At 70.9% G+C, this 21,579-nt stretch carries 22 protein-coding genes and 1 tRNA gene; 19 read left to right on the top strand and 4 right to left on the bottom strand.

From position 1 onward, the window contains the following. Positions 1-216: 216 nt before the first annotated feature. The 5 genes from ACH4YP_RS33235 to ACH4YP_RS33215 all read left to right on the top strand — a co-directional run bounded on the left by ACH4YP_RS33235 (position 217) and on the right by ACH4YP_RS33215 (position 4,413). The gene (locus ACH4YP_RS33235) at positions 217-537 is read left to right on the top strand and encodes a multidrug efflux SMR transporter (protein WP_362074524.1); all 321 of its coding nucleotides are present in this window, start codon (positions 217-219) and stop codon (positions 535-537) included. A 52-nt stretch (positions 538-589) separates the two neighbouring features. After that, positions 590-1,126 carry a TetR family transcriptional regulator gene (locus ACH4YP_RS33230; protein WP_361065767.1) on the top strand — a complete coding sequence of 179 codons (537 nt, stop codon included), beginning with the start codon at positions 590-592 and terminating at the stop codon, positions 1,124-1,126. Between the two features lie 279 nt (positions 1,127-1,405). Continuing rightward, positions 1,406-2,395: a 2,3,4,5-tetrahydropyridine-2,6-dicarboxylate N-succinyltransferase gene (dapD, locus tag ACH4YP_RS33225; RefSeq protein WP_361065769.1), complete on the top strand. Its 990-nt coding sequence runs from the start codon at positions 1,406-1,408 to the stop codon at positions 2,393-2,395. A 219-nt stretch (positions 2,396-2,614) separates the two neighbouring features. Further along, the gene (locus ACH4YP_RS33220; RefSeq protein ID WP_361065797.1) at positions 2,615-3,181 is read left to right on the top strand and encodes a SigE family RNA polymerase sigma factor; all 567 of its coding nucleotides are present in this window, start codon (positions 2,615-2,617) and stop codon (positions 3,179-3,181) included. Continuing rightward, positions 3,178-4,413, top strand: a complete 1,236-nt coding sequence (locus ACH4YP_RS33215; RefSeq protein ID WP_398494476.1) for a WD40 repeat domain-containing protein — start codon at positions 3,178-3,180, stop codon at positions 4,411-4,413. The genes ACH4YP_RS33220 and ACH4YP_RS33215 overlap by 4 nt, the downstream gene beginning before the upstream one ends. Before the next feature lie 14 nt (positions 4,414-4,427). Here the strand turns inward: ACH4YP_RS33215 and dapA are convergent, their stop codons facing one another. Then, a complete protein-coding gene (gene dapA / locus ACH4YP_RS33210) occupies positions 4,428-5,336 on the bottom strand; it encodes a 4-hydroxy-tetrahydrodipicolinate synthase (protein ID WP_398494474.1) in 909 nt (302 codons plus the stop codon). A 173-nt stretch (positions 5,337-5,509) separates the two neighbouring features. Here dapA and ACH4YP_RS33205 point away from each other — a divergent pair, with 173 nt between their 5' ends. From ACH4YP_RS33205 to ACH4YP_RS33175, 7 genes are all read left to right on the top strand, one after another. Then, on the top strand, positions 5,510-5,641 hold the full coding sequence (locus ACH4YP_RS33205) for a hypothetical protein (RefSeq protein WP_398494472.1): 132 nt from the start codon (positions 5,510-5,512) through the stop codon (positions 5,639-5,641). Further along, positions 5,638-6,318, top strand: a complete 681-nt coding sequence (locus ACH4YP_RS33200) for a hypothetical protein (RefSeq protein ID WP_398494470.1) — start codon at positions 5,638-5,640, stop codon at positions 6,316-6,318. Before ACH4YP_RS33205 ends, ACH4YP_RS33200 begins: the two co-directional genes overlap by 4 nt. 52 nt (positions 6,319-6,370) lie before the next feature. Beyond that, complete coding sequence (locus tag ACH4YP_RS33195; RefSeq protein WP_398494469.1) at positions 6,371-6,784, top strand: phage holin family protein; 414 nt, start codon at positions 6,371-6,373, stop codon at positions 6,782-6,784. Continuing rightward, on the top strand, positions 6,781-7,344 hold the full coding sequence (locus ACH4YP_RS33190) for a DUF3618 domain-containing protein (RefSeq protein ID WP_398494467.1): 564 nt from the start codon (positions 6,781-6,783) through the stop codon (positions 7,342-7,344). The genes ACH4YP_RS33195 and ACH4YP_RS33190 overlap by 4 nt, the downstream gene beginning before the upstream one ends. A 265-nt stretch (positions 7,345-7,609) precedes the next feature. Beyond that, positions 7,610-8,308 carry an antibiotic biosynthesis monooxygenase gene (locus ACH4YP_RS33185; protein ID WP_398494614.1) on the top strand — a complete coding sequence of 233 codons (699 nt, stop codon included), beginning with the start codon at positions 7,610-7,612 and terminating at the stop codon, positions 8,306-8,308. 70 nt (positions 8,309-8,378) lie between these two features. Continuing rightward, entirely contained in the window at positions 8,379-9,068 is a 690-nt protein-coding gene (locus ACH4YP_RS33180) for an ArsR/SmtB family transcription factor (protein WP_398494465.1), read from the top strand. A gap of 29 nt (positions 9,069-9,097) precedes the next feature. Further along, the gene (locus tag ACH4YP_RS33175) at positions 9,098-9,835 is read left to right on the top strand and encodes an SRPBCC domain-containing protein (protein ID WP_398494463.1); all 738 of its coding nucleotides are present in this window, start codon (positions 9,098-9,100) and stop codon (positions 9,833-9,835) included. A gap of 74 nt (positions 9,836-9,909) precedes the next feature. Here ACH4YP_RS33175 and ACH4YP_RS33170 read toward each other — a convergent pair whose 3' ends face one another. Beyond that, the gene (locus ACH4YP_RS33170) at positions 9,910-11,742 is read right to left on the bottom strand and encodes an endonuclease/exonuclease/phosphatase family protein (RefSeq protein WP_398494461.1); all 1,833 of its coding nucleotides are present in this window, start codon (positions 11,740-11,742) and stop codon (positions 9,910-9,912) included. A 458-nt stretch (positions 11,743-12,200) separates the two neighbouring features. On the opposite strand from ACH4YP_RS33170, the gene ACH4YP_RS33165 reads away from it, so the two are divergent. Next, a complete protein-coding gene (locus ACH4YP_RS33165) occupies positions 12,201-13,628 on the top strand; it encodes a hypothetical protein (protein ID WP_361065791.1) in 1,428 nt (475 codons plus the stop codon). 175 nt (positions 13,629-13,803) lie between these two features. On the opposite strand, the gene ACH4YP_RS33160 is transcribed toward ACH4YP_RS33165, so the two are convergent. Beyond that, complete coding sequence (locus tag ACH4YP_RS33160) at positions 13,804-13,998, bottom strand: hypothetical protein (RefSeq protein ID WP_398494459.1); 195 nt, start codon at positions 13,996-13,998, stop codon at positions 13,804-13,806. Positions 13,999-14,329: 331 nt separating this feature from the next. Between ACH4YP_RS33160 and ACH4YP_RS33155 the strand changes: the two genes are divergently transcribed. Continuing rightward, entirely contained in the window at positions 14,330-15,790 is a 1,461-nt protein-coding gene (locus ACH4YP_RS33155; protein ID WP_398494457.1) for an alkaline phosphatase PhoX, read from the top strand. Positions 15,791-15,886: 96 nt separating this feature from the next. Continuing rightward, entirely contained in the window at positions 15,887-16,795 is a 909-nt protein-coding gene (locus ACH4YP_RS33150; protein WP_398494455.1) for a LysR family transcriptional regulator, read from the top strand. Positions 16,796-16,800: 5 nt separating this feature from the next. Here ACH4YP_RS33150 and ACH4YP_RS33145 read toward each other — a convergent pair whose 3' ends face one another. Continuing rightward, positions 16,801-17,571, bottom strand: coding sequence for an SDR family oxidoreductase (locus ACH4YP_RS33145; RefSeq protein WP_361071384.1), 771 nt, complete (start codon positions 17,569-17,571; stop codon positions 16,801-16,803). A gap of 207 nt (positions 17,572-17,778) precedes the next feature. Between ACH4YP_RS33145 and ACH4YP_RS33140 the strand changes: the two genes are divergently transcribed. From ACH4YP_RS33140 to ACH4YP_RS33125, 4 genes are all read left to right on the top strand, one after another. Next, positions 17,779-17,848: transfer RNA gene (locus ACH4YP_RS33140), tRNA-Arg, on the top strand. A 369-nt stretch (positions 17,849-18,217) separates the two neighbouring features. Next, a complete protein-coding gene (locus ACH4YP_RS33135; RefSeq protein ID WP_361071387.1) occupies positions 18,218-19,801 on the top strand; it encodes a TROVE domain-containing protein in 1,584 nt (527 codons plus the stop codon). 85 nt (positions 19,802-19,886) lie between these two features. Then, positions 19,887-20,537 (top strand): GntR family transcriptional regulator, encoded by a 651-nt coding sequence (locus tag ACH4YP_RS33130; protein WP_361071391.1) that lies wholly within the window; start codon positions 19,887-19,889, stop codon positions 20,535-20,537. Between the two features lie 14 nt (positions 20,538-20,551). Continuing rightward, positions 20,552-21,568: a 1-aminocyclopropane-1-carboxylate deaminase gene (locus ACH4YP_RS33125; RefSeq protein ID WP_361071394.1), complete on the top strand. Its 1,017-nt coding sequence runs from the start codon at positions 20,552-20,554 to the stop codon at positions 21,566-21,568. Positions 21,569-21,579: the final 11 nt, after the last annotated feature.

Genomic DNA, 21,579 nt, shown 5'->3' with positions numbered 1-21,579 from the left:
CGGGTGCGGGGTGCCGAACAGTAACCGTCGGTAACTCCCGTACGCCATAAGGAAAATGAGCAAACGAGCACGGCCTGCCGCGCACATTCGCACAGTGGCCCGGTGGCGGGGTCCGGTCCTGTGCGCCGCGGCTGAAGAGGCGCTTTCGCCCGAGGCTCCCGATGAGGTTCCCGGAGTTGTGTACGGGTGTACGTATCGATGCGTACACTCGTACACATGGGATACGCGCTGCTCGCCGGGGCCATCGCCGCAGAGGTCGCCGCCACCACCGCCATGAAGTACAGCGACGGCTTCAGCAGGCTGTGGCCCTCGCTGGTGACCGCGATCGGTTATGTCGTCGCGTTCGCGCTGCTCGCGCAGACGCTGAAGACCGTCGCGGTCGGCACGGCCTACGCGATCTGGGCGGGGATCGGCACGGCGGCCGTCGCGGGGATCGGGATGATGTTCCTGGGCGAGGGCATGAACACCGCCAAGTTCGCCGGGATCGTGCTGATCATCGGCGGGGTCGTGGTGCTGAACCTGGGCGGGGCGCACTGATGCGGCGCCGTGCGACGGCAGCCTGCTCGCGCCGCCCGGCGGGGGTCCGCTGATGGTCAGGCGCTACGACCCCGAGCGGCGGCAGCGGATCATCGACGCGGCGATCCGTGTCGTGGCCGACAAGGGCATCGGCGGGCTCAGCCACCGCTCGGTGGCCGCCGAGGCCGATGTGCCGCTCGGCTCGACGACGTACCACTTCAAGACCCTCGACGAGCTCATGGTCGCCGCGCTGCGCCAGACGAACGAGGGCTTCGCGAAGGTCGTCGCCTCGCGGGGCGCGCTGGAGGACACCGGGGCCGAGCTGGCCGGTGAACTCGCCGGTCTCCTGGGCGAGTGGCTGGGCGGCGACCGCGCGAGCGTGGAGCTGGAGTACGAGCTCTATCTCGCCGCCCTGCGCCGCCCCGTGCTGCGGCCGGTCGCCGCCGAGTGGTGCCAGGACCTCGCCGAGCGGATCGGCCGCCGCACGGACCCCGTCACCGCGCGGGCCCTCGTCGCGGTGATGGACGGCATCTGTCTGCAGGTGCTGGTGACGGGGGCGGAGTACGACGAGGGGTACACGCGCGAGGTGCTGGCGCGGGTGATCCCCTGAACCCTCCTGTCCGTCGAGGGGGAACCTTTCACGGCCCCGCGGGGAACAGGGGTGAAAGGCTTGGCACGACGAAGCAGGGGAGGGGAGCGGGCCGTGTCACGGGGAAGCGGCGGGTCACGGGGGAAGTGCGGCCCGCGCCACGGGGAAGTGCGGGTCGTGTCACGGGGAGTGCGGGCCGTGTGCCTCGTACGCCTGTGTACGAGGCACACCGCGCCCGGCACCTGAGACGCCGGGCGCACTGGTTGGCACCCGTGGGCCCCGGCCGGTTAGGTTTCCCTCATGACCGACACGACTGCTACTCGCACCACCGGCGCCGTCGCCGCCGGGCTTGCCACGCTCGCCGCCGACGGGACTGTCCTCGACACCTGGTTCCCGGCCCCCGAACTGGCCGCCGAGCCCGGCCCCTCCGGCTCCGAGCGGCTGTCCGCCGAGCGCGCGGAGGAGCTGCTCGGCGAGGGCGCCGTGAAGGCGATCGGCCCGGACGCCCGGCGTGGCGTCGAAGTGGTCGCGGTCCGCACGGTCATCGCCTCGCTCGACGAGAAGCCGGTCGACGCGCACGACGCGTACCTGCGCCTGCACCTCCTCTCGCACCGCCTGGTGAAGCCGCACGGGCAGAGCCTCGACGGCCTGTTCGCCCACCTCGCCAACGTCGCCTGGACCTCGCTCGGCCCGGTCGCCGTGGACGACGTGGAGAAGGTCCGGCTGAACGCCCGCGCCGAGGGCCTCCACCTGGCCGTGACGTCCGTCGACAAGTTCCCGCGCATGACGGACTACGTGGCGCCGAAGGGCGTCCGCATCGCCGACGCCGACCGGGTCCGCCTCGGCGCGCACCTCGCCGAGGGCACCACGGTCATGCACGAGGGCTTCGTGAACTTCAACGCCGGCACGCTCGGCACGTCGATGGTCGAGGGCCGCATCTCCGCCGGCGTCGTGGTCGGCGACGGCTCTGACATCGGCGGCGGCGCCTCCACGATGGGCACGCTGTCCGGCGGCGGCAACGTCCGCATCACGATCGGCGAGCGCTGCCTGATCGGCGCGGAGGCGGGCGTCGGGATCGCCCTCGGTGACGAGTGCGTCGTCGAGGCCGGGCTGTACGTCACCGCCGGGACGCGGGTCACGATGCCCGACGGGCAGATCGTCAAGGCCCGTGAGCTGTCCGGTGCGTCCAACATCCTGTTCCGACGGAACTCGGTCACCGGGACGGTCGAGGCACGGCCGAACAACGCGGTGTGGGGTGGCCTCAACGAGATCCTCCACAGCCACAACTGAGCCACGCCCTTGCTGTGTGACCGAGCGCCCTCCCACATGCTGTGGGAGGGCGCTCGGTCGTTCGGGCGTCGGATGCCGGGTGCGACCGGCCCCCACCCACCCGCACACATCACCACCGGACCGTGAGAACTCCTCGCGCCGTCAGGCATAGCGGGGGCCCGCCGGGGACGTCAGTACGGGTGGGAGCGGGGAGAGCCCGCTGGGGGAGAGAAGGTGACGATGGATGCCCAAGGGCAAGAGCGGTTCCGGGAGTTCGTGGAGAACCGGTCGTCGGCACTGCTGAAGACCGCCGTGCTGCTCAGCGGCGGCGACCGCCACGCGGCCGAGGACCTGCTGCAGACCGCGCTGGTCAAGGCGGCCGGGCGATGGCAGCGCATCGACGAACCGGAGGCGTACGTACGGCAGATCCTGTACCGCCAGCAGGTGAGCCGATGGCGGCTGAAGTGGCGCAGACGGGAACTGACGGTCGCCGAACCGCCCGAGGGGACGGGCGGGGCGGCCACGGCGGACGCCTCCTCCGCGGCCGACCTGCGGATCGTGATGCGCGGAGCGCTGGCGCGGCTGACCGCCCGGCAGCGGACCGTGCTCGTGCTGCGCTACTTCGAGGACCTGCCGGAGGCCGACGTGGCCCGGATCCTCGGCTGCTCGGTGGGGACCGTGCGGTCCACCACCCACCGCTCGCTCGCCAAACTGCGCGCCCTCGCGCCGGAACTGGCCGCTCTCGGACCCGCCGACGCGGAACAGAGCCCGTCCCGCGACTTCTCACCGGTGGAGGTACGTCCGTGAACATGGATCAGCTCGTCCGCGACGCCCTGCACGAGCAGGCCGCGGACACCACGACCCCGCCGACCGACTTCGCAGGCCGCGTCCTGGCCGTCCGGCGCCGCCGCCGGACCCGTACGATCGCCGGCGCCGCGGTGGCCACGGCGGTCGCCGTCGCCGTCGGGGTGGCCGTACCGATGCTGGACCGCGGCAAGGACGAGCCCCGGCTCGCCAGCCAGATCAACCAGAGCGACATCATCGCCCACCCGGACCAGACACCGCCGCGCGACCTCATCGCGGCGGGCGACACCGCGCTGGCCGCCTACTACACGTACAGCACCGTCAAGGAGACCGAGGACCGGGGCGTCACCCGGCGTACCTACCGTCTCCTCGACCAGGAGACCGGCAAGTACGTGAAGACCACCAAGTGGTCGATCCTCGACGTCGCTCCCGGCATGCGCACCGCCGCCGTCCTGGAGCAGAAGCTGCCGACCACGCGGATCGGCCTGCTCGACCTGCTCACCGGCGAGGTCGAGCGCTGGATCCCGGTCGACCGCGGTGTCGCGGGCGTCGAGTTCTCGCCCGACGGCGGCAAGCTCGTCGCGACGACGTACGGCAAGAACCCCGACCTGCGGTTCAAGGCGGACTACGACAGCGACGGCGACGGCAAGAAGAACGACTGGACGACGCGGTTCGGAGAGTCGGCCCGGACCGGCTTCTACGTCATCGACGTCGACTCCGGCAAGGGCTCCTGGAGCAAGGTCACGGTGCACGACGACGAGGACATGCCCGGGTCCTCCCTCAACGCCCGTCAGGACTTCGCCTTCAGCCACGACGGCAAGCTCGTCTACTCGGGTCTCACCTCGGAACCCCACATGCAGTACTACGACTTCGAGGGCAAGGAGGTCGCCAAGCCCGCGAACGAGAAGTACCTGCACTGGTTCGTCGACGCCGGTCTCTCTCCGGACGGCAAGCTCGCCGCCGGCGACTTCGCGGGCGGTGCCAAGACCACCGCGTCCGAGATCATCGACCCCTACACCGGCAAGCGGCTCCACAAGATCCCCGGACAGCAGCTGCTCGCCTGGGTCGACAACAAGCGGCTCATCGCCTTCGACATCGCACCCGGTACGAACGAGTTCCACAACCGGCTCGTGCTCGTCACGATCGGCAGTGACAAGACCGTCCCGCTGAGCGGTTTCCGCAAGGGGAACGACGGTGCGGCCGGGCGCTGGACGCCGGTCTTCGCCGAACGCTGAGCAGGCCGCTCCGATCACACACCGGCCGAGGCGGCCACCAGCCGCTCGTATGCCGCCCGCAGCCCGTCGACCGTCTCCCGGCCGGCGGGCCGCAGCGGTGCCCGGACCGGCCCCGCCGGCAGGCCGAGGGCGCTCAGCAGGGCCTTCGCAGTCACCGTGCCGGGCAGGCCGGAGGCCATCATCAACTCCGTGAGCGGGATGGTGAGTTGCTGCAGCCGGACGGCCTCGTCCGGGTCTCCGCCGTCGAACGCGTCCAGGATCGACCGGAAGTGACGCGGGGTCACATTCGCCACCGTGCTGATGTAGCCGGCACCGCCGATCGCGTACAGCGCGAGCACGTACTCGTCGCAGCCCGTGTAATACGCCAACTCCGTGGCGGCCAGCACCTTCTGGGTGCCGAGCAGGTCGTACGCGCAGTCCTTCACCGCCACGATCCGCGGATGCCCGGCGAGCCGCAGCATCGTCTCCGGCTCGATGCGGGTGCCGGTGCGGCCCGGGATGTCGTACAGCACGAGCGGTAGTCCCGAGGCGTCCGCGATCTCCCGGAAGTGTGCCTCGACGGCGTCCTGCGGGGGCCTGCTGTAGTACGGCGTGACCACCAACAGGCCGTCCGCGCCCGCCTTTTCGGCCTCAAGGGCGAGCTCGGTGGTGTGGCGGGTGTCGGCGGTCCCGATGCCCGCGACGACCGCGGCGCGGTCCCCGACCGCGTCCGCCACCGCCCGCACGAGCGCCGACTTCTCGGCGTCCGTCGTGGTCGGTGACTCCCCGGTCGTCCCGGACAGCACCAGCCCGTCGCAGCCCTCGGAGACCAGCCGGTCGGCCAGCCGCTGCGCACCGTCCAGGTCCAGCAGTCCCTCGTCGGTGAAGGGCGTGATCATCGCGCAGAGGGCACGGCCGAAGGGCGGGGTGCGTCGTGAGGTCATGAAGGTAGTCTCGGCATACCGATCCTGAAGCTCCACTTAATTCTTCTACGAGATATGAGTAAGTGGTTCTTATCTGTTGCGGCATTCGGCACGGCAGGGGCGCTCTAGGAACTCGCCCCCGTTTCGGTCACCATGGCGGGGACGGTAGAAGGTCGTCTGTCACGGGAGGCGTCATGAAGCTGGGCAAGGCACTGGCCACCGGAGTCGCGGAGGAGCAGCCGCGCCTGGAGGAGGAAGAGCTCCGACTCCCCGAGGAGATCGAGGAGTTGGAGGCCGCGGTCGAAGAGGTTCCGGTCGCGCGATGAGGATGCGGCTCCCCGAGGAACGTCCGGCGGAGCCGCCGACCGGATTCAAGATCGCCCACCCGATGCTGTCCCAGGACGGCACCCGGGCCGGGTTCACCGGTGTGTCGCTGGGCGGCGCGCTGCCGTACGGAGTGCTCGACGAGGCGCACTGCGTCTACGGCCTGCGGCACCGGGCACCGCACCGCCGCTGCGACTGCGGTTTCCACTGCGTGCACGAGCGCACGGCGGCCGAGGCCATGCTGTGCACCGCCGAGCACCGCAGCGCCGCACTCCTCGAAGTGACGGTCCTCGGCGCCTACCTCCGCTTCGAGCTGGGCTTCCGGTACGCGCGGCAGCGGGTGCGTACCGCCACGGTCGGCCCCTGCGCGTGCGGCGCCGTCGCCGTGGCGCTGGCCGACGCGGGATGGGGCAGGCCCGGCTGGCGGGGCTTCGCGGCCTCCTGCGCCGGATGCGTGCGCGGCCGTACGGCGGTGTCGCTGGCGACCTTCGCCCGGCTGGGCGGGGAAAGGCTGCGGGTACGGGCCGGGGGCGGCGCGGCACCGGGCGCCGGTGACGGCCTGCCCGAGGGGCTCGGGGTCCCCGAGCTCGTCGCCGAGGCGGCACTGCTGCAGGCCAGGCTCGACTGGTTCCAGAGCCAGCTGGCGCGACTCGGCGAGCGCGGGGCCGGACAGGGGTGACGGCGGCCCGGAAGGGTACCCGGGCGTCCCGGACGAAAGGAGGCGGGACGCCGTGACCAAAACCATGGACCGGCGGCCGGGCGAGCAGCACTCGGTCGGTGAACTCGTCGGACAGGCCACCGAACAGCTCTCCGAGCTCGTACGACAGGAAGTACTGCTCGCGAAGGAGGAGCTCGCGCAGAAGGGCCGGCGGGTGGGACGCGGCGGCGGGCTGCTGGGCGCGGCCGGTGCCGTCGCCTACGTGGGGCTGATGGCCCTGGCCGCCACCGGTGCTGCCGTGCTCTCCCTCGTGCTGCCCGTGTGGGCGGCTGCGCTCATCGTCACGGCCGTGCTCTTCCTGGTCGCGGGCGTGCTGGCGAGGACCGGCCGGGCCCAGCTCGGGCGCGCGGCCCCGCCGCTGCCCGAGGAGGCGCTCGACAGCGTCCGGGCCGACGTCGACGAGATCAAGGAAAGGGCACATCGATGAAGGACAGGAATGATCCCACTGAGCCCGGCAAGGCCGCCGACAAGGCCGCCGGCGGCGCGAAGGGCCCGGACGAGCTGCGACGGCAGATCCAGGAGACCCGGGGCCAACTCGGCGACACCGTCGAGGAGTTGGCCGCGAAGGCCGACATGAAGGGCCGTGCGCGGGCCCGGGGCGCCGAACTGAAGGACAAGGCGTCCGAGGCCGGCCACGCCGTGCAGGACAAGGCGGCGCAGGCGGGCCATGTCGTACAGGACAAGGCCACCGAGACCGGTCGCGTCGTACAGGACAAGGCGGTGCGGGCCGGCCATGTCGTGCAGAGCAAGGCCGGCGAGGCCGGTCAGGTCGTGCAGGACAAGGCCGTCCAGGCCGGGCATGTGGTGCAGAGCAGGGCCACGCAGGCCGGCCACGCCGTTCAGGACAACGTGCCCCGGCCGGTGCGCACGGCCGTGACCAATGCCGTCCAGGCCGGAAAGCGGCACCCCGGGCCCGTACTGATCGCCGGGGCCGGAGCGGTGGTCGCGGCGGGAGTGTGGCGCCGACGTCACAACGGACACCACTGACACGCACCACTCACGCGCGCCACCGACACGCACCACTCACGCGCGCCACAGATACGCACTACTCACACGCACACCTCCGGCACCGGTCACCGACCGGTGCCGGACGACGAGCGGTGGGGCCGATCGACTGGCCCCGCCGCTCGTCGTGCGCTTGTCGCGGCCCGGTGGAGGCGGACCCGTCCGTGGCACCGGCGCTTGACCTGAAGTTCGGTTGAGGTCCGAGGGTGGAGCCGTGGACACCGATCAGCGATCACTGGAGTTCGTGATGACCCGTCGTACCGACGCGCACCCCGCGATGACCCGCCCCGAGGTCGGGGCTCCCTTCTTCAGCACCTGGCGGGTGGGGACGCCCGAGCGGCAGAAGGAGACGGTCGAGGCGATCGCCGCCACCTGGGAGCGCAGGGCGTGGCCGGCCGAGGGGCTGCTCGGGTACCACGTCTACACCGGTGAGGACGGCACGACCCTGCTGCACCATTCGCAGTGGCGGAGCGAGCAGGACTACGAGGCGTTCGTGAAGGTCCACCGGCAGGAGCGCGTGGACGAGGTGGACGTGGCTGTGCCCGGGATCGAGCGCGTGGGGCTCGGCCGCTACCGGCGCTACCGCAGCGGCGCCCAGGAGGCGGAGACCCGGGTTCCGGGGTGCGTCGTGATCGTCGAGATCGAGTTCGAGGGGCCGGACCCCGACCGGCAACGCGCCTGGGTGGACGCCGTGTTCGAGGCCCTGGAGAGCGAGCCGAACCTCAGTCCCGGCGGGATCTCCGCCCACTTCCACCTGAGCACCGACGGCACGAAGGTCCTCAACTACGCCGAGTGGGAGACCGCGCAGGCCCACATCGACGCGCTGGCCTCGCCGGGCGGCGTCGGATCCCGTACGCCTGAGTGGGAGCGCGTACAGACGTACCCCGGTCTGAAGCAGTCCACGGTCCGCCGCTACACCCACGCGCTCGGCCTCGTCCCCGAGTGATCAGAAGATCACGGAAGCCGACAACAAGAACCGTCTGGACAAATAAAATGTTCGGTGAGACGGTGGAGTCATGTTGGACGTGACCGTGATCGAGGACCCCGCGGCGGCAGCCGCCTCGCTGGACCCCATAAGGGCCCGGCTCCTGGCCGAGCTGGCGGCCGGACCCGCGTCGGCCGCCATGCTGGCTGGCAAGGTCGGACTGCCGAGGCAGAAGGTGAACTATCACCTGAAGACGCTGGAGCGGCACGGTCTGGTCGAGCTCGCGGGGGAGCGCCGCAAGGGGAACGTCACCGAGCGGCTGATGAGGGCGACGGCGGCGTCGTACGTCATCTCGCCGCTCGCCCTCGCCGCCGTGCAGCCCGACCCGGACCGCTTCCGGGATCAGCTCTCGGCGCGGTGGCTGCTCGCGCTCGGCGCCCGGCTGGTGCGGGACGTCGGCACGCTCATCACGGGCGCCACGAAGGCCCGCAAGCGGCTCGCCACGTACGCGCTGGACGGCGAGGTGCGCTTCGCCTCCGCCGCCGACCGGGCCGCGTTCATCCAGGAGCTGACGGCCGGTGTCGGCGCCCTGATCCGCAAGTACGACTCCGCCGACGCCGAGGGGGGCCGTGACCACCGGATCGTCGTGGCGGTCCATCCCACGGTCAAGCCCGGGGCGTCCGGCACGGCCGATGCGTCCGGTGCAGCTGACGCATCCGGTACGGCCGAGGGGCTCAAGGCTTCCGAGGCGCCCGCGGCGGCGCCCGAACTCACCGACTGACACGCCTAGTTGACGCGCAGGAGCACACCATGTCCAAGGAATTCGAGATCGCCCGCGAGTTCGAGGTCGACGCCACACCCGACCAGGTGTGGGACGCCGTCACCAGCGGTACCGGCGGCTGGCTGTGGCCGATGGAGCCCCCCGAGCCGCGTGAGGGCGGCCGGGGCCCCTGGGGATCCACGGTCACCGCCTGGGACCCGCCGCACAAGTACACCAACCGCCTTGAGGGTGCCGACGAGAACTCCGCGCAGACCCTCAACCAGCTCGACTACACCGTCGAGCCGCGCGACGACGGCCGGCGTGCCTGGGTGAGGTACGTGCACAGCGGGATCTTCGTCGACGACTGGGACAACCAGTACGACGGGGCGAGCAGGCACACCGACTTCTACCTCCACACCCTGTGCGAGTACCTGACGAGGTTCGCGGCCAGGCCTGCCGCCTTCGCCACCTTCGACGGGCCCGACGCGTCAAAGGCGGCCGACGCCTTCGCCGCCGTCGGCCGGGCACTCGGCCTCGCGGACGACACCGCCGAGGGCACGCGCGTACGGGCCCACGGCCCCGACGGCCAGGTGCTGGACGCCGTCGTCGACTACCGCAACCCGTACTTCATCGGGCTGCGCACCGACGACGCCCTCATCCGCTTCTTCGGCCGCAACCACTGGGGCGCGCCCGTCGGCATGAGCGTCCACGACTTCGCCCCGGGCGCCGACGCCAAGGGGAACGAGGCCGCCTGGCAGGGCTGGCTGAACGAGGCCTTCGGAGCCTGACGCCCCGCCGGAGACGCGGGTGAGCCCGGCCCCCCTGACGTGGGGCCGGGCTCACCCGCGTGCTCGTGCCGCGACTACGGGCGGAACCGCAGCACCTGCGGGTCGTGGTCGCTGATCTGGTCGGAGAACTCCGAGTTGATGTGCACGCTGTCGTACGTGAAGTCGCAGTCCCTGCGGATCGACGGGCTGATCAGGATCTGGTCCAGAACCTGACTGTTGCCCTGGTAGTCATAGCTGTAACGCTCGCTCTTCGGAAGGGACTTGACGGCCGACCACAGGGCGCCGTCGTCCTCCAGGAGCTTCGTCGTCCGCGAGAACTCGAAGTCGTTGATGTCGCCGAGCGTCACGACGTCCGCGTTCTTCTGCTTGGCGAGGATGTCCTTGACGAACGCGTTCACCGCGGTCGCCTGGAGGTGGCGCTGCGTCTCCGAGCTGCGCGCCGGCGGCTGGAACTGCGAGTGCAGCGACTGGTCGCCGCCCTTCGACGCGAAGTGGTTCGCGATCACGAAGACCGACTTGCCGCGGAAGCTGAACTCGCCCGCGAGCGGCTTGCGGCTGTTCGTCCACGCGGCGTTCGCCGGGTCGATACGGCCCGGCGAGAGAGTCAACTGCGCCTTGCCGTGCACCTTCGTGACGCCGACGGCCGTCGCGGCGTCGCCGCCCGCGCGGTCCACGAACGACACGCGCTCCGGGTTGTAGAGGAACGCCTGACGGATGTTGCCGCCCGGCTCACCGCCGTCCGCGAGGTTCACCGGGTCGATGGAGCGCCACTCGTACGCCGGGCCGCCCGCGGCGACGATCGCGTCGATCAGCTTCTGCATCGTCTGGTCGGCGGCGACCGTGCCGTCGTTCTTCGCGCCGTTGTTGTCCTGGATCTCCTCCAGGGACACGATGTCGGGCGACTGCAGGTGGTCCACGATCGCGGCCGCGTGGGCGGCGAACGTGGCGTCCGTCGGGTCGAGGTTCTCGACGTTGTACGTCGCCACCGCCAGCTCGGAACGCGACTGCTTGCGCGTCGTCTCGCGCTCCAGACCGCCGGCCTTCACCGTGCCCAGCGTGCGGGCGGTCAGCGTGTAGCCGCCGAACTGGTTGTAGTCGAGCGGGCCTTCGGTGGTGCCCTTGAGGGTGTCGCCCACGTTGGCCGTCGGGAACGGCTCGGTGGCGGTCGGGATCAGCGACTGGATCTGCAGCCGGCCGGTGTTCTGCGAGGAGTACGCGCCGTAGACGGTGCCGCCGCGGCGGTTCGGGTTCTCGTGCGGCTTGACCGTCACCCAGAGCTCGGAGAACGGGTCGGTCGCGGTGACCACACGGGACGAGCCGATCGCGACGTTCATGCCCTCCAGCGACTCGTAGAAGTCGAGGGCGTACTTCTTCGGCCGCAGCGTCAGGGCGCCCACCGAACCGCTCGCCGCCGGGTCGCCCTCGGGCGAGTACGCGGCGGGTACGGAACGGCTGTCGATGACCGTGGCCCCGGGCAGCGCGTTGCCGCTCGACACCACCGTCACCGTCGGCCGGGTGATCTCCGTGACCGACTGGTTGCCGGTCGAGGCGCCGCCCGGCACGAACTCCGTGACCGTGCCCGAGACGGTGACCGAGTCGCCGACGGCGACCTTCGGCGAGGAGCTGGTGAAGACGAAGACGCCCTCACTGGTGGCCGGGTCGTCGTCGGCGGACGGACCCTGGATCCAGAAACCGCGGGACGAACCGTAGGTTCTCGTGCCCGTGACGATGCCGGCCACGTCGGTGACCTGCTGGCCCGCGAGCGGGGACGTACGGGTGGAGCCCTGAATGTCGTGGACGGCCACGGCGTCCGCGTGGGCGGGCGAGGTGACGACCACCGCGGAGACCGTGGAACAGACGGCGGCGACGGTGAGCGCGGCTATGCGTGCGGAAGACTTGCTCGGCAACGGGATCCCTCCGGGGACGTGCGTGGGCGCCGGGACGAGGGTGGCGCGGTGAACGGACGAGGGTGGAGCTGTTGAAACACGTATGCGGGTGGAGCGGTGGAACGCGTACGTGCGTGGAGCGGTGGAGCGAGGACGGGGGTGGAGCTGTGGGGCGAGGACGGACGAGAGCAAGGGTGGAGCCGTAACCGGTGGGGCGGTCCGTGACGCGCGTAGAAGCCGCGATGCACTGCTACTCGCGAGTTTCTACGCGCGTCAATCTCGTGTCTGGCCACGGCACTTGTCAAGGTTTCCCGAGTTAACACTTCTGACAGGTTCATGAACCGGGCGGCATGGGTCCAAATCCGTCTAGGCTGAGGTCGCGTGTCCGGGGCGGCCGGCAGGCGTTTTCCCGGGCGGCCCGCGGGCCTCGTGTACGTCCGAGATGTACGCCCGAACGTTCGTCCTAGGAGAACCAGCCGATGTCAGACAGTTCCCCCCTGCCGCCGGTGCGTCTGCACTCCGAAGCGGAGCTCGCGCGGGACGCCCTCGCCACGCCGCTTCTCTCGCGTGCCGTGCGCCTCGCACGCTGGGCCGGTCCGGACACCCGGGTCGGGGCCGGCGGCGAACTCGTCGAGGAACAGCTGCCGGCCGCCGCCGCCGAGCTCGGCCTCGACGGCGGGGACGCCGCGGCCTACGCGAGCGAGGCCTGGCGGGTCGCCGTCGACACCGGGCTCGTCGAGGTCGTGGACGAGGAGGAGGGCACCGTCACCACGGGAGCCGACCTGAAACTCGTCCTCTCCGGGGCGCCACAGGACGTACTGGGGCTGTGGCTCGCCGCCCTGGAGACGGTGCTCGCCGACGCCGGCGTGCCCGACCTCGACGACATCGTGGAGGCCATGGGTGAGGGCGGCGAGATCGACTTCTCCGCGCTGGACTGGGACCCGGAGGCCGAGGCGGAGTTCCTCGACGGGGTCCTCGGCAACCTCTACCTGCTGACCTCCAGCGAGGACGGGCCCGGCGACGGCCCGGTGCCGCTGCCCGCGCTCGCCGCGTCGATGATCGTGCCGGACGACATGGGGGAGCCCACCAACGACGTCCTGGAGCAGGTGTCGGACGCGATGATGCGGCTCGACGACCAGTTCCGGCTCCTTGAGCCGATCGGGCTCGTCGACTTCCAGCCCGTCGACGAGGCCCTCATGGCCGACGCCGACGAGGAGCCCGCGGCGCCGGTCGACGACACGGACGTCTCGCGGTACGGGATGGTGCGGCTCACCCCCCTCGGGGTGTACGGGATCCGGGCACGGCTCCTCGAAGCCGGGTTCGTGGCGCCCGCGGTGGGCGACCTCGCGGACAAGGGGGCCGACGTGCTGCTCGACAGCACCTCCGCGTTTCCGCCGGCGGCGGCGCAGGCCGAGACCGAGCAGTGGCTCGACCGGCGTGAACCCCTCGCCGCGGCACGGGAGTTGCTCGCGGCGGCGAAGGGCTCCGACGCCGGGGCGCCGCTGCGGCGGCTGCGCTGCCAGCAGGCCCTTTCGCTGGTCGGTACGGAGGCCTCGCCCGCGCTACGTGAGGTGCTCGACGATGCCGAGCTGGGCGGGCTCGCGCGGGTCTGGCTCACCGAGCGGGGGGCCTCGGACGTGCCCGCGCCGTCCGAGGGGATGGTGTTCTGGCTGACCGTCGACACGATTGCCGCGCAGCTGGCCGCGGAGGGGAACTCGGCGGAGTTGCAGGCGCTGGTCGAGGGGCTTGCCGCGCAGCACGGGGGGTTCTTCGCGGCGGCCTGGCGGGTGGATCACCCTGCCACGCCTGATGTGCTGGAGGCGATGGGGCGGCTGCACCCCGACAAGAAGGTCGCCAAGGAGGCGCGGAAGGCTGCGTTCAAGGCTCGGTCGCAGCAAGGGGGGTAGGGGGGTTTTCGCCCCCGCCGCCCCTACCCATTCCCGTCCCTTACTCAGGGGCTCCGCCCCCGAACCCCCGCTCCTCAAACGCCGGAGGGGCTGGATTTCAGTGGGGGTCTGGGGGCGTCAGCCCCCAGGGGAAGGGAACGGGTAGGGGCGGCGGGGGCGAAGGAAACCCAGGTCGTCAGGACTCGTCCCCGTCCTCGTCCTCGCCCATCGCCAAGACCCGGACCGGGATGCCCTCCAGCTCGTCCGGGACCACGTCCTCGGGGCGGAGCCGGTCGCGAGGGACCTTGCGGGTGACGAAGACGACGATGACGTCCTCGCCGGACTCCTCGTCGCGCCCACTGCCGACACCGCTCACATTGGCCAGCGCCATCAGCCGTTCCTCATGGCGGTGGCTTGCCTGACGCGCGTCCACTTCGGCTCGCCTCCCATGGGTCGTGCGGGTCCTTGGTATGGAGATTATTCCGACCAACAGTTCGTATGCGAGGACTGATGGGCCGTACGGGGCGACATTGCTCCGGACGGGTGGAAGCGGCTGGATCAGGCGGGATCCGCCCGGGTTCACGCAAGGGGACCCTGGGAAGTCGGCCCGCGTTCAACCGGCGTTCAGTCACGGGCGGGACCGTGTGGCCGACAGCCGGGTCCGCCACCCTCCACGCGTCACCGCCTCGCCACGGTCACACTCCACCGTCACAGGAGACAGCATGTCGCTCACCCGCAGGGACTTCGCCAGACGATCCGCGATCACCGGTGCCGGTGTCGCCCTGATCGGCAGCGTCGGCACACTCGCCACCGCGCCCGGCGCCCTCGCGTCCACGGACACCGAGACCGCGGGCGATGCCGACGCCGACGACGCCGACCGGCACGGCGGAGCCGTCGGCTACGGGCCCCTCCTGCCCGACCCGAAGGGCATCCTCGCGCTGCCCGCCGGCTTCCGGTACCGCGTCATCACCCACAGCGGGAAGACCAGGCTGGAGTCGGGCGAGTTCACTCCCTCCAACCACGACGGCACGGCCACCTTCGACGGCCCGCGCGGCACGACCCTCCTCGTCAACAACCACGAGCTGAAGGGCCCGCGCGCCAACTGGACGTACCCGGTCCCGCTCACCGAGGGCCTCGTCTACGACCCGGCCGCGTCCGGCGGCTGCACGGTCGTCGAGGTGCGTCCGGGCGGTGCGGTCGCCGAGTGGGTCGGCATCGCGGGCACCTCCACCAACTGCGCGGGTGGCAGCACCCCGTGGGGCACCTGGCTCACCTGCGAGGAGAACTCCGACCGCGCCGGCGTCAACGGCATGACCAAGGACCACGGTTACGTCTTCGAGGTCGACCCGAGCGACCGCCGCGCCAACCGCGACCCCAAGCCGCTGAAGTTCTTCGGCCGGTACGACCACGAGGCCGTCGTCATCGACCCGAAGCGCGGCCACGCCTACCTCACCGAGGACGCGTCCGGCCCCAACGGCCTCTTCTACCGCTGGACCCCGCCCAAGGGCTTCCACTACGGCCCCGGCAGGTTCCGTACCCTCGCCGACGACGCGGGCGTCCTCCAGGCCCCCAAGTGCTACAACTCCGGCGGCCACTTCATCGACGACCTCTCCCGCGCCACGAAGATCGGCACGGTGTACGGCGTCGACTGGGTGGACGTCCCCGACCGCGACGCGAAGACCATCGACGTGCGCAAGCAGTTCGCCGCCGGCGAGGTCACCCGCGCCCGCAAGCTCGAAGGCATGTGGTGGGGCGACGGTGGCGCGTACATCGTCTCCTCGTACGCACGCGCGGAGAGCCCCGTCCAGCACGACGGCCAGGTCTGGTTCTACGATCCCAAGCGCCGCACGCTGACCCTGAAGGTCCTCCTCGGGGTCAACCCCGACCCGTCGGTGGACGGCGCCTTCGACGGTCCCGACAACATCACCGTCTCCCCGTACGGCGGCCTCGTCATCGCCGAGGACGGCGAGGGCGTCTCGCATCTCTTCGGCGCGACCGACAGCGGCCGTACGTACCCGATCGCCCGCAACGACCTCGACATCGGAACCGAGGAGGAGCCCGAGTTCAGCGAGTTCACCGGCGTCACCTTCTCGCCCGACGGAAGGACGCTGTACGCCAACATCCAGGAGCCGGGCATCATGCTGGCTGTCACCGGTCCCTGGCGGCGTCAGAAGCGCGGCTGAACTCCGGTTCGTACGCAGGGCCCCTCCGACGGTGGAGTAAACCCGTCGCCTCCCGTGTTGTGACACCTGTTGCCACGTGGGAGGGGACGGGAGCCGATGAGTCTTCGCCAGTACGAGTACGCCCTGGCCGTAGCCGAGGAGGGCTCGGTGACGGCGGCGGCGGAGCTGCTGCACGTCGCTCAGCCGTCGGTGTCCCAGCAGATCCGCGGCCTGGAGCGGGAACTCGGCGTGCAGCTGTTCGCCCGCACACCGACCGGACTGGTGCCCACCGTGGTCGGCCGCGCCTTCCTGCGGGAGGCGGAGGTCGCGGTCAGCGCGTCGCGGCGGGCGAGGGCGACGGCACGGGCCGGTGCCGACGAGCTCGTGGGCGAGCTGGTGGTCGCGGCGCAGATGGGCTTCGGCACGCGGCAGCTGCCGGGCGCCCTGGGCACGCTGCGTCGCCGCTTCCCGCTGCTGGAGGTCACCGTCTTCGAGGAGCCGAGCTCCGCCGAGCTGGAACGGCTGTGCCGCCGGGGCGTGCTGAACCTTGCCCTTATGGCGGGGTGCGAGCGGAGCCCCTCCGACGCCCACCACCTCGGCGACGAGAAGTTCGTGGTGGTGCTGGGCGCCGGGCACCGGCTGCTCGCCGCGGACCGGGTCGAGCTGCGCGAACTGGCGGGGGAGCCGTGGGTGAGGTTCGACCGCGACAGCGCGCTCGACGGCGTGCTGCTGAACGTGCTCCGGGACAACGACCTGGCCCCGACCACGGCCGCCCGTGTGTCCCGGACGGCGACGGCCGTGCGCTGGGCCGCCCACGGGCTGGGAGTGACGCTCGTCCCGGCCTCCGCGGTGCCCCACGGCTACGAGCACCTCGCGCGCCCGGTGTTCCCGGTCGTGTCCCAGCCCGTCATCGCCGTGCTCCGGCCCGGCGCGGGCCCGGCGGAGACGGCCCTGCTCGAACTCCTGCGCAAGGAGACCTGGTCCGAGTCCGCTGCCTTCTCACCTTCCTTCTCGCCGGTGTCCTGACGGAGTCAGCCCCTGGAGAATTCTCCGCCGTCCACGACGAGATTGCTTCCGGTCAGCCAGCTCGCCCGGTCGGACACGAGGAACAGCACCGCGTTGGCGATGTCGTCGGGCCGGCCGTCGCGTCCCAGCGGCACGGTGGCGCCGTTCTGGCCCTGCCCCGGGTCCAGGCGTGCCCACTGCTCCCGCGTCAGTTCGCCGCCGGGGGTGGCCGTCCTGCCGGGAGTCACGGTGTTGACCCGGATTCCGGACGGGGCCAGCTCCAGGGCCAGGCCCCGGCTGTAGTTCTCCAGAGCCGCCTTCGCCGCCGTGTAGTGCAGGAACGGGGGTGGCGTGGCGGGGACCGCGGCTGAGGAGACGTGCACGATCACCCCCGAACGCCGTTCCCGCATCCCCGGCACCAGCAGGGAGTCCAGCCGTACCGAGGCCAGGTAGTTCAGGTCCAGCTGGTCCTGCCACTCCTCGTCGGGGATGGCGGAGGTGCTCGCGTACGGTTGCGCCCCACCCGCGTTGTGGACCAGTACGTCCACCCCGCCGAGCACCTCCCGCGCGGCCGCGGCGAGCGTCTCCGCGCCGGCCCGTGTCCGCACGTCGGCCGTCACGAAGGCGGCTCCCTCCGGAACCTTGCTCGTCGCCGACCTGGCAGTTGTGAGCACCTCGGCGCCCGTGTCGAGGAGTTGGCGCACGACGGCCGCTCCTATTCCGCGAGAACCACCTGTGACCAGGGCCCGCTTTCCCTTGAGTTCTTGCGTTCCTGATTCGGGTTCGATCGTAGTCATGCCGCCTGCTCTTCCAGTTGTGCGGATACGTCGTGGTGCGTACCTCGTCGAGTCGGTTCACCGTACGTTCGGAAAAGAACGAGGGGCAAAGACGCAAAGTCAGCAGGTGGTATAGGGAGTTCCTATGGCGCCTGTGCCGCCTGTCCGGTACGTCCGTCCGGAAATAATCGTTCGCCCGGCCCGCGGTACACGTCCTAGAGTGATGAACGTCCAGGTGCGAAGGCAGGACCTACTTCCACTCCTAATGGGGAGGTCGCGGGTTCGAGTCCCGTCACCGGCACAACACGCCGGTGTAGCTCAGGGGTTAGAGCACCTACGTCGGTTCCGCCGGCCTTGAACTCTGGACACCACAACTTCATGCACCTCCCGGTGCGATGGTGGCGGCTACTTCTCTTCCAAAGAATCCAGGCCGCCACCGACTTGATCTCGGGAGGCGCAGCAAATGATGTGTGCCCGGTGCGAAGGCAGCGGATACTTCGGGGACTTGGTGGGAAACCGTGCGGGTTCGAATCCCGTCATCGCTATGGGCGATGTGGCGGAACTGGAAGACGCGCCCAGTGACAAGACCGCCGCCGACCTCGATCTCGGGCACGCTTCATTTGCTGTGCTTCCCTCCGGAACATCACTGAATTCGGGGGAATTCATCATGGCGCGATTCAACACCAAGGCGGCGAAGGCCCAGGGCACTTCGCGGGTCACCTCTACCGGCCGCGTACTGCGCACCTACGAGGGCGGCCGCGGCCGTGAGCGCGACGCGCGTTCCGAGCTCTTCCTGCTCGCGATCGCCAACCTCGTCTCGCAGAACACCTTCTACGAGACCGGCGACGCCCGGGACGACCGGTTCGCCGCGCTCGTCCGTGAGCTGGCCGTCAGCGACCCCTCGTGGACGGCGAGCATGCTGGCCTGGCTCCGTGGCGAGGGCAACATGCGGACCGCGTCCATCGTCGGCGCCGCCGAGTACGTCAAGGCACGCCTCGACGCGGGTGCCACGGACGGCCCGGCGAACCGGCAGGTCGTCGCCTCCGTGCTGCGGCGCCCGGACGAGCCCGGCGAGCTGCTCGCGTACTGGACCGCGCTGTACGGCCGCAACATCCCCAAGCCCGTGAAGCGCGGCATCGCCGACGCCGTGCGCCGGCTCTACAGCGGCAAGTCGCTGCTGAAGTACGACACGGCGTCCAAGGGCTACCGCTTCGGCGACATCCTCAACCTCGTGCACGCGGCACCGGACCCGGACAAGCCGTGGCAGGGCGAGCTGTTCCAGTACGCGCTGGACCGGCGGCACAACCCGGACACCGCGGTCGTGCCGAAGTCGCTGCCCGTTCTGGCGGCCCACCGTGACCTGATGGCACTGCGGCCCGCCAAGCGGCGCAAGGTGGTGACCGGTGCGCACGGCGCGCAGCGCCTCGCGGACGCGGGCATGACCTGGGAGGCGCTGGCCGGCTGGCTGCAGGGCCCGATGGACAAGGCGGCCTGGGAGGCCGTCATCCCGTCCATGGGTGCGATGGCGCTGGTGCGGAACCTGCGTAACTTCGACGAGGCCGGGGTCTCCGACGAGATGGCCGCCCAGGTGGCCGCCCGTATCAGCGACCCCGCGGAGGTCGCGCGGTCGCGGCAGTTTCCGTTCCGGTACCTCGCCGCGTACCAGCACGCTCCGTCGCTGCGCTGGTCGTACCCGCTGGAGCAGGCGCTCGGTCACTCGCTGGCCAACGTGCCGGCGCTGGGCGGCAGGACGCTCGTGCTCGTCGACCGGTCCGGGTCGATGTTCTACTCGCGGCTGTCCGACCGCTCGGAGCTCAACCGGGCCGACGCGGCGGCGATCTTCGGTACGGCGCTCGCGCTGCGGGCGGCGGACGCGGACCTCGTCGAGTTCGGGACGAGCAGCAGCCGTGTGAAGTTCCGTCGGGGCGAGTCGGTGCTGAAGGTGCTGGAGCGCTTCGGTGACCTCGGCGGGACGGATACGACCGAGGCCGTACGGAAGCACTACAAGAAGCACGACCGCGTGCTGATCGTCACGGACGAGCAGGCCACGTACAGCCACTACGGCGACCCGACCGAGCAGGTTCCTGCGCACGTGCCCGTCTACACCTGGAACCTTGCCGGGTACCGGGCGGGCCATGGTCCGTCGGGGGCGGGGAACCGGCATGTGTTCGGGGGGCTGTCGGACGCGGCGTTCCGGATGGTTCCGCTGCTTGAGGGCGCCCGGGACGCGGACTGGCCGTGGGCCTGTTGAGTGAGGCCCGTGTGAGTGCGGCCCGTACTTCGGTGCGGGTCGCACTCTTGTGTCGGGATCTGGTTGACATCTAACATTTCAGTTTGTGGAAGCGATACGGCCCGTGCCCCGGACCCTGCTCAGGGACCGCGCGTACGAGGCGATACGGGACGCCATCGTGGCCGGCGACATCGCGCCGGGCGCCGTCGTGCGGGACGCCGAGCTGGCCGAGCGGCTCGGGCTTTCGCGGGCGCCCGTACGGGATGCCTTCTCACGGCTCGTCGACGAAGGCCTGCTGGAGTCCAAGCCGCAGAGCTACACACGTGTGACCCCTGTGGTGGCCGCCGATGTGCGGGACGCCGCGGCCGTCGTCGGCGCCATGCACGAGCTGGTCGCTCGGGCGGCGCTGCCCCGGCTTCGCCCCGACCACATCGGTGCCATGCGGGAGGCCAACAAGTGTTTTGCCACGGCCGTGCGCGACGGTGACGTGGCCGCCGCGCTGCGTGCCGACGACGCGCTGCACGACGTACTGGTCCGGGTGAGCGGGAATCGTGCCGCCGCCGCCACCGTCGCGCGCTACACCCCGCTGATCCGGCGCCTGGAGCGGCGCCGGTTCGGCGAGGGCGGCAACTGCCGTTCGGCCGGGCTGCACGACGCGCTGATCGACGCCTGTGCCGCCGGCGATGCGGACGAGGCCGTCCGCGTCACGGCGGAGATCTGGCGTGGCCTCGAAGACCTGGCCGATCCCGACACCTGATCCGTGGAGGACCCATGTCCCTTTCCTCGTACGACCGTTACCCCCTTCTCTTCGGGCCCTCGCCCGTGCACCGGCTGGAGCGGCTGACCGCGCACCTCGGCGGGGCCTCGCTCTGGGCCAAGCGGGAGGACTGCAACTCCGGTGTCGCGTACGGGGGCAACAAGACCCGCAAGCTGGAGTACCTCGTCGCGGACGCCCTCGCCAAGGGGTGCGACACGCTGGTCTCGATCGGCGGGGTGCAGTCCAACCACACCCGGCAGGTCGCGGCCTGCGCCGCCCGCGCCGGGCTCAAGTGTGTTCTGGTGCAGGAGAGTTGGGTGGACTGGCCCGACTCCGTGTACGACAAGGTCGGCAACATCCTGATCAGCAGGCTCGCCGGGGCCGATGTGCGACTGGTGCGGGCCGGGTTCGGGATCGGGTTCAAGGAGAGCTGGGAGCGGGCGCTGCGGGAGGTCGAGGACGCGGGCGGGAAGCCGTACGCCATTCCCGCCGGCGCCTCCGACCATCCGCTCGGCGGGCTCGGGTTCGCCGGATGGGCCTATGAAGTGGCCGAGCAGGAACGGGAGTCGGGGGTCTTCTTCGACACCGTCGTCGTGTGCTCGGTGACCGGGTCCACCCAGGCGGGGATGGTGGCCGGGTTCCGTGTGCTGGAGGAGGCCGGTGGGCGGCAACGGCGTGTCATCGGCATCGACGCGTCCGCCGAGCCCGAGCGCACCCGGGACCAGATCGCCCGGATCGCGCGGAGCACCGGGCAACTCATCGGCGTACAGAAGGAGTTGACGGAGGCCGACGTCGAGCTGGACGGGCGGTATCACGCGGGCACCTATGGCATTCCCGACGAGGTGACGCTGGAGGCGATGCGGCTTGCCGCGCGGACCGAGGGCATGGTCACCGACCCCGTCTACGAGGGGAAGTCCATGGCCGGGATGGTCGACCTGGTGACCCGGGGGGAGATCGGGCGGGAGTCGACTGTGCTGTACGCCCATCTCGGCGGGCAGCCCGCGTTGAACGCGTACAGCGCCCTGTTCTGAGGCCTGTGTCT

This window comes from Streptomyces sp. NPDC020747 (assembly GCF_044334695.1).
Taxonomy (GTDB): domain Bacteria; phylum Actinomycetota; class Actinomycetes; order Streptomycetales; family Streptomycetaceae; genus Streptomyces.
Note: the sequence above shows the minus strand (reverse complement) of the source record. Positions and strands in the feature narration are given on the sequence as shown.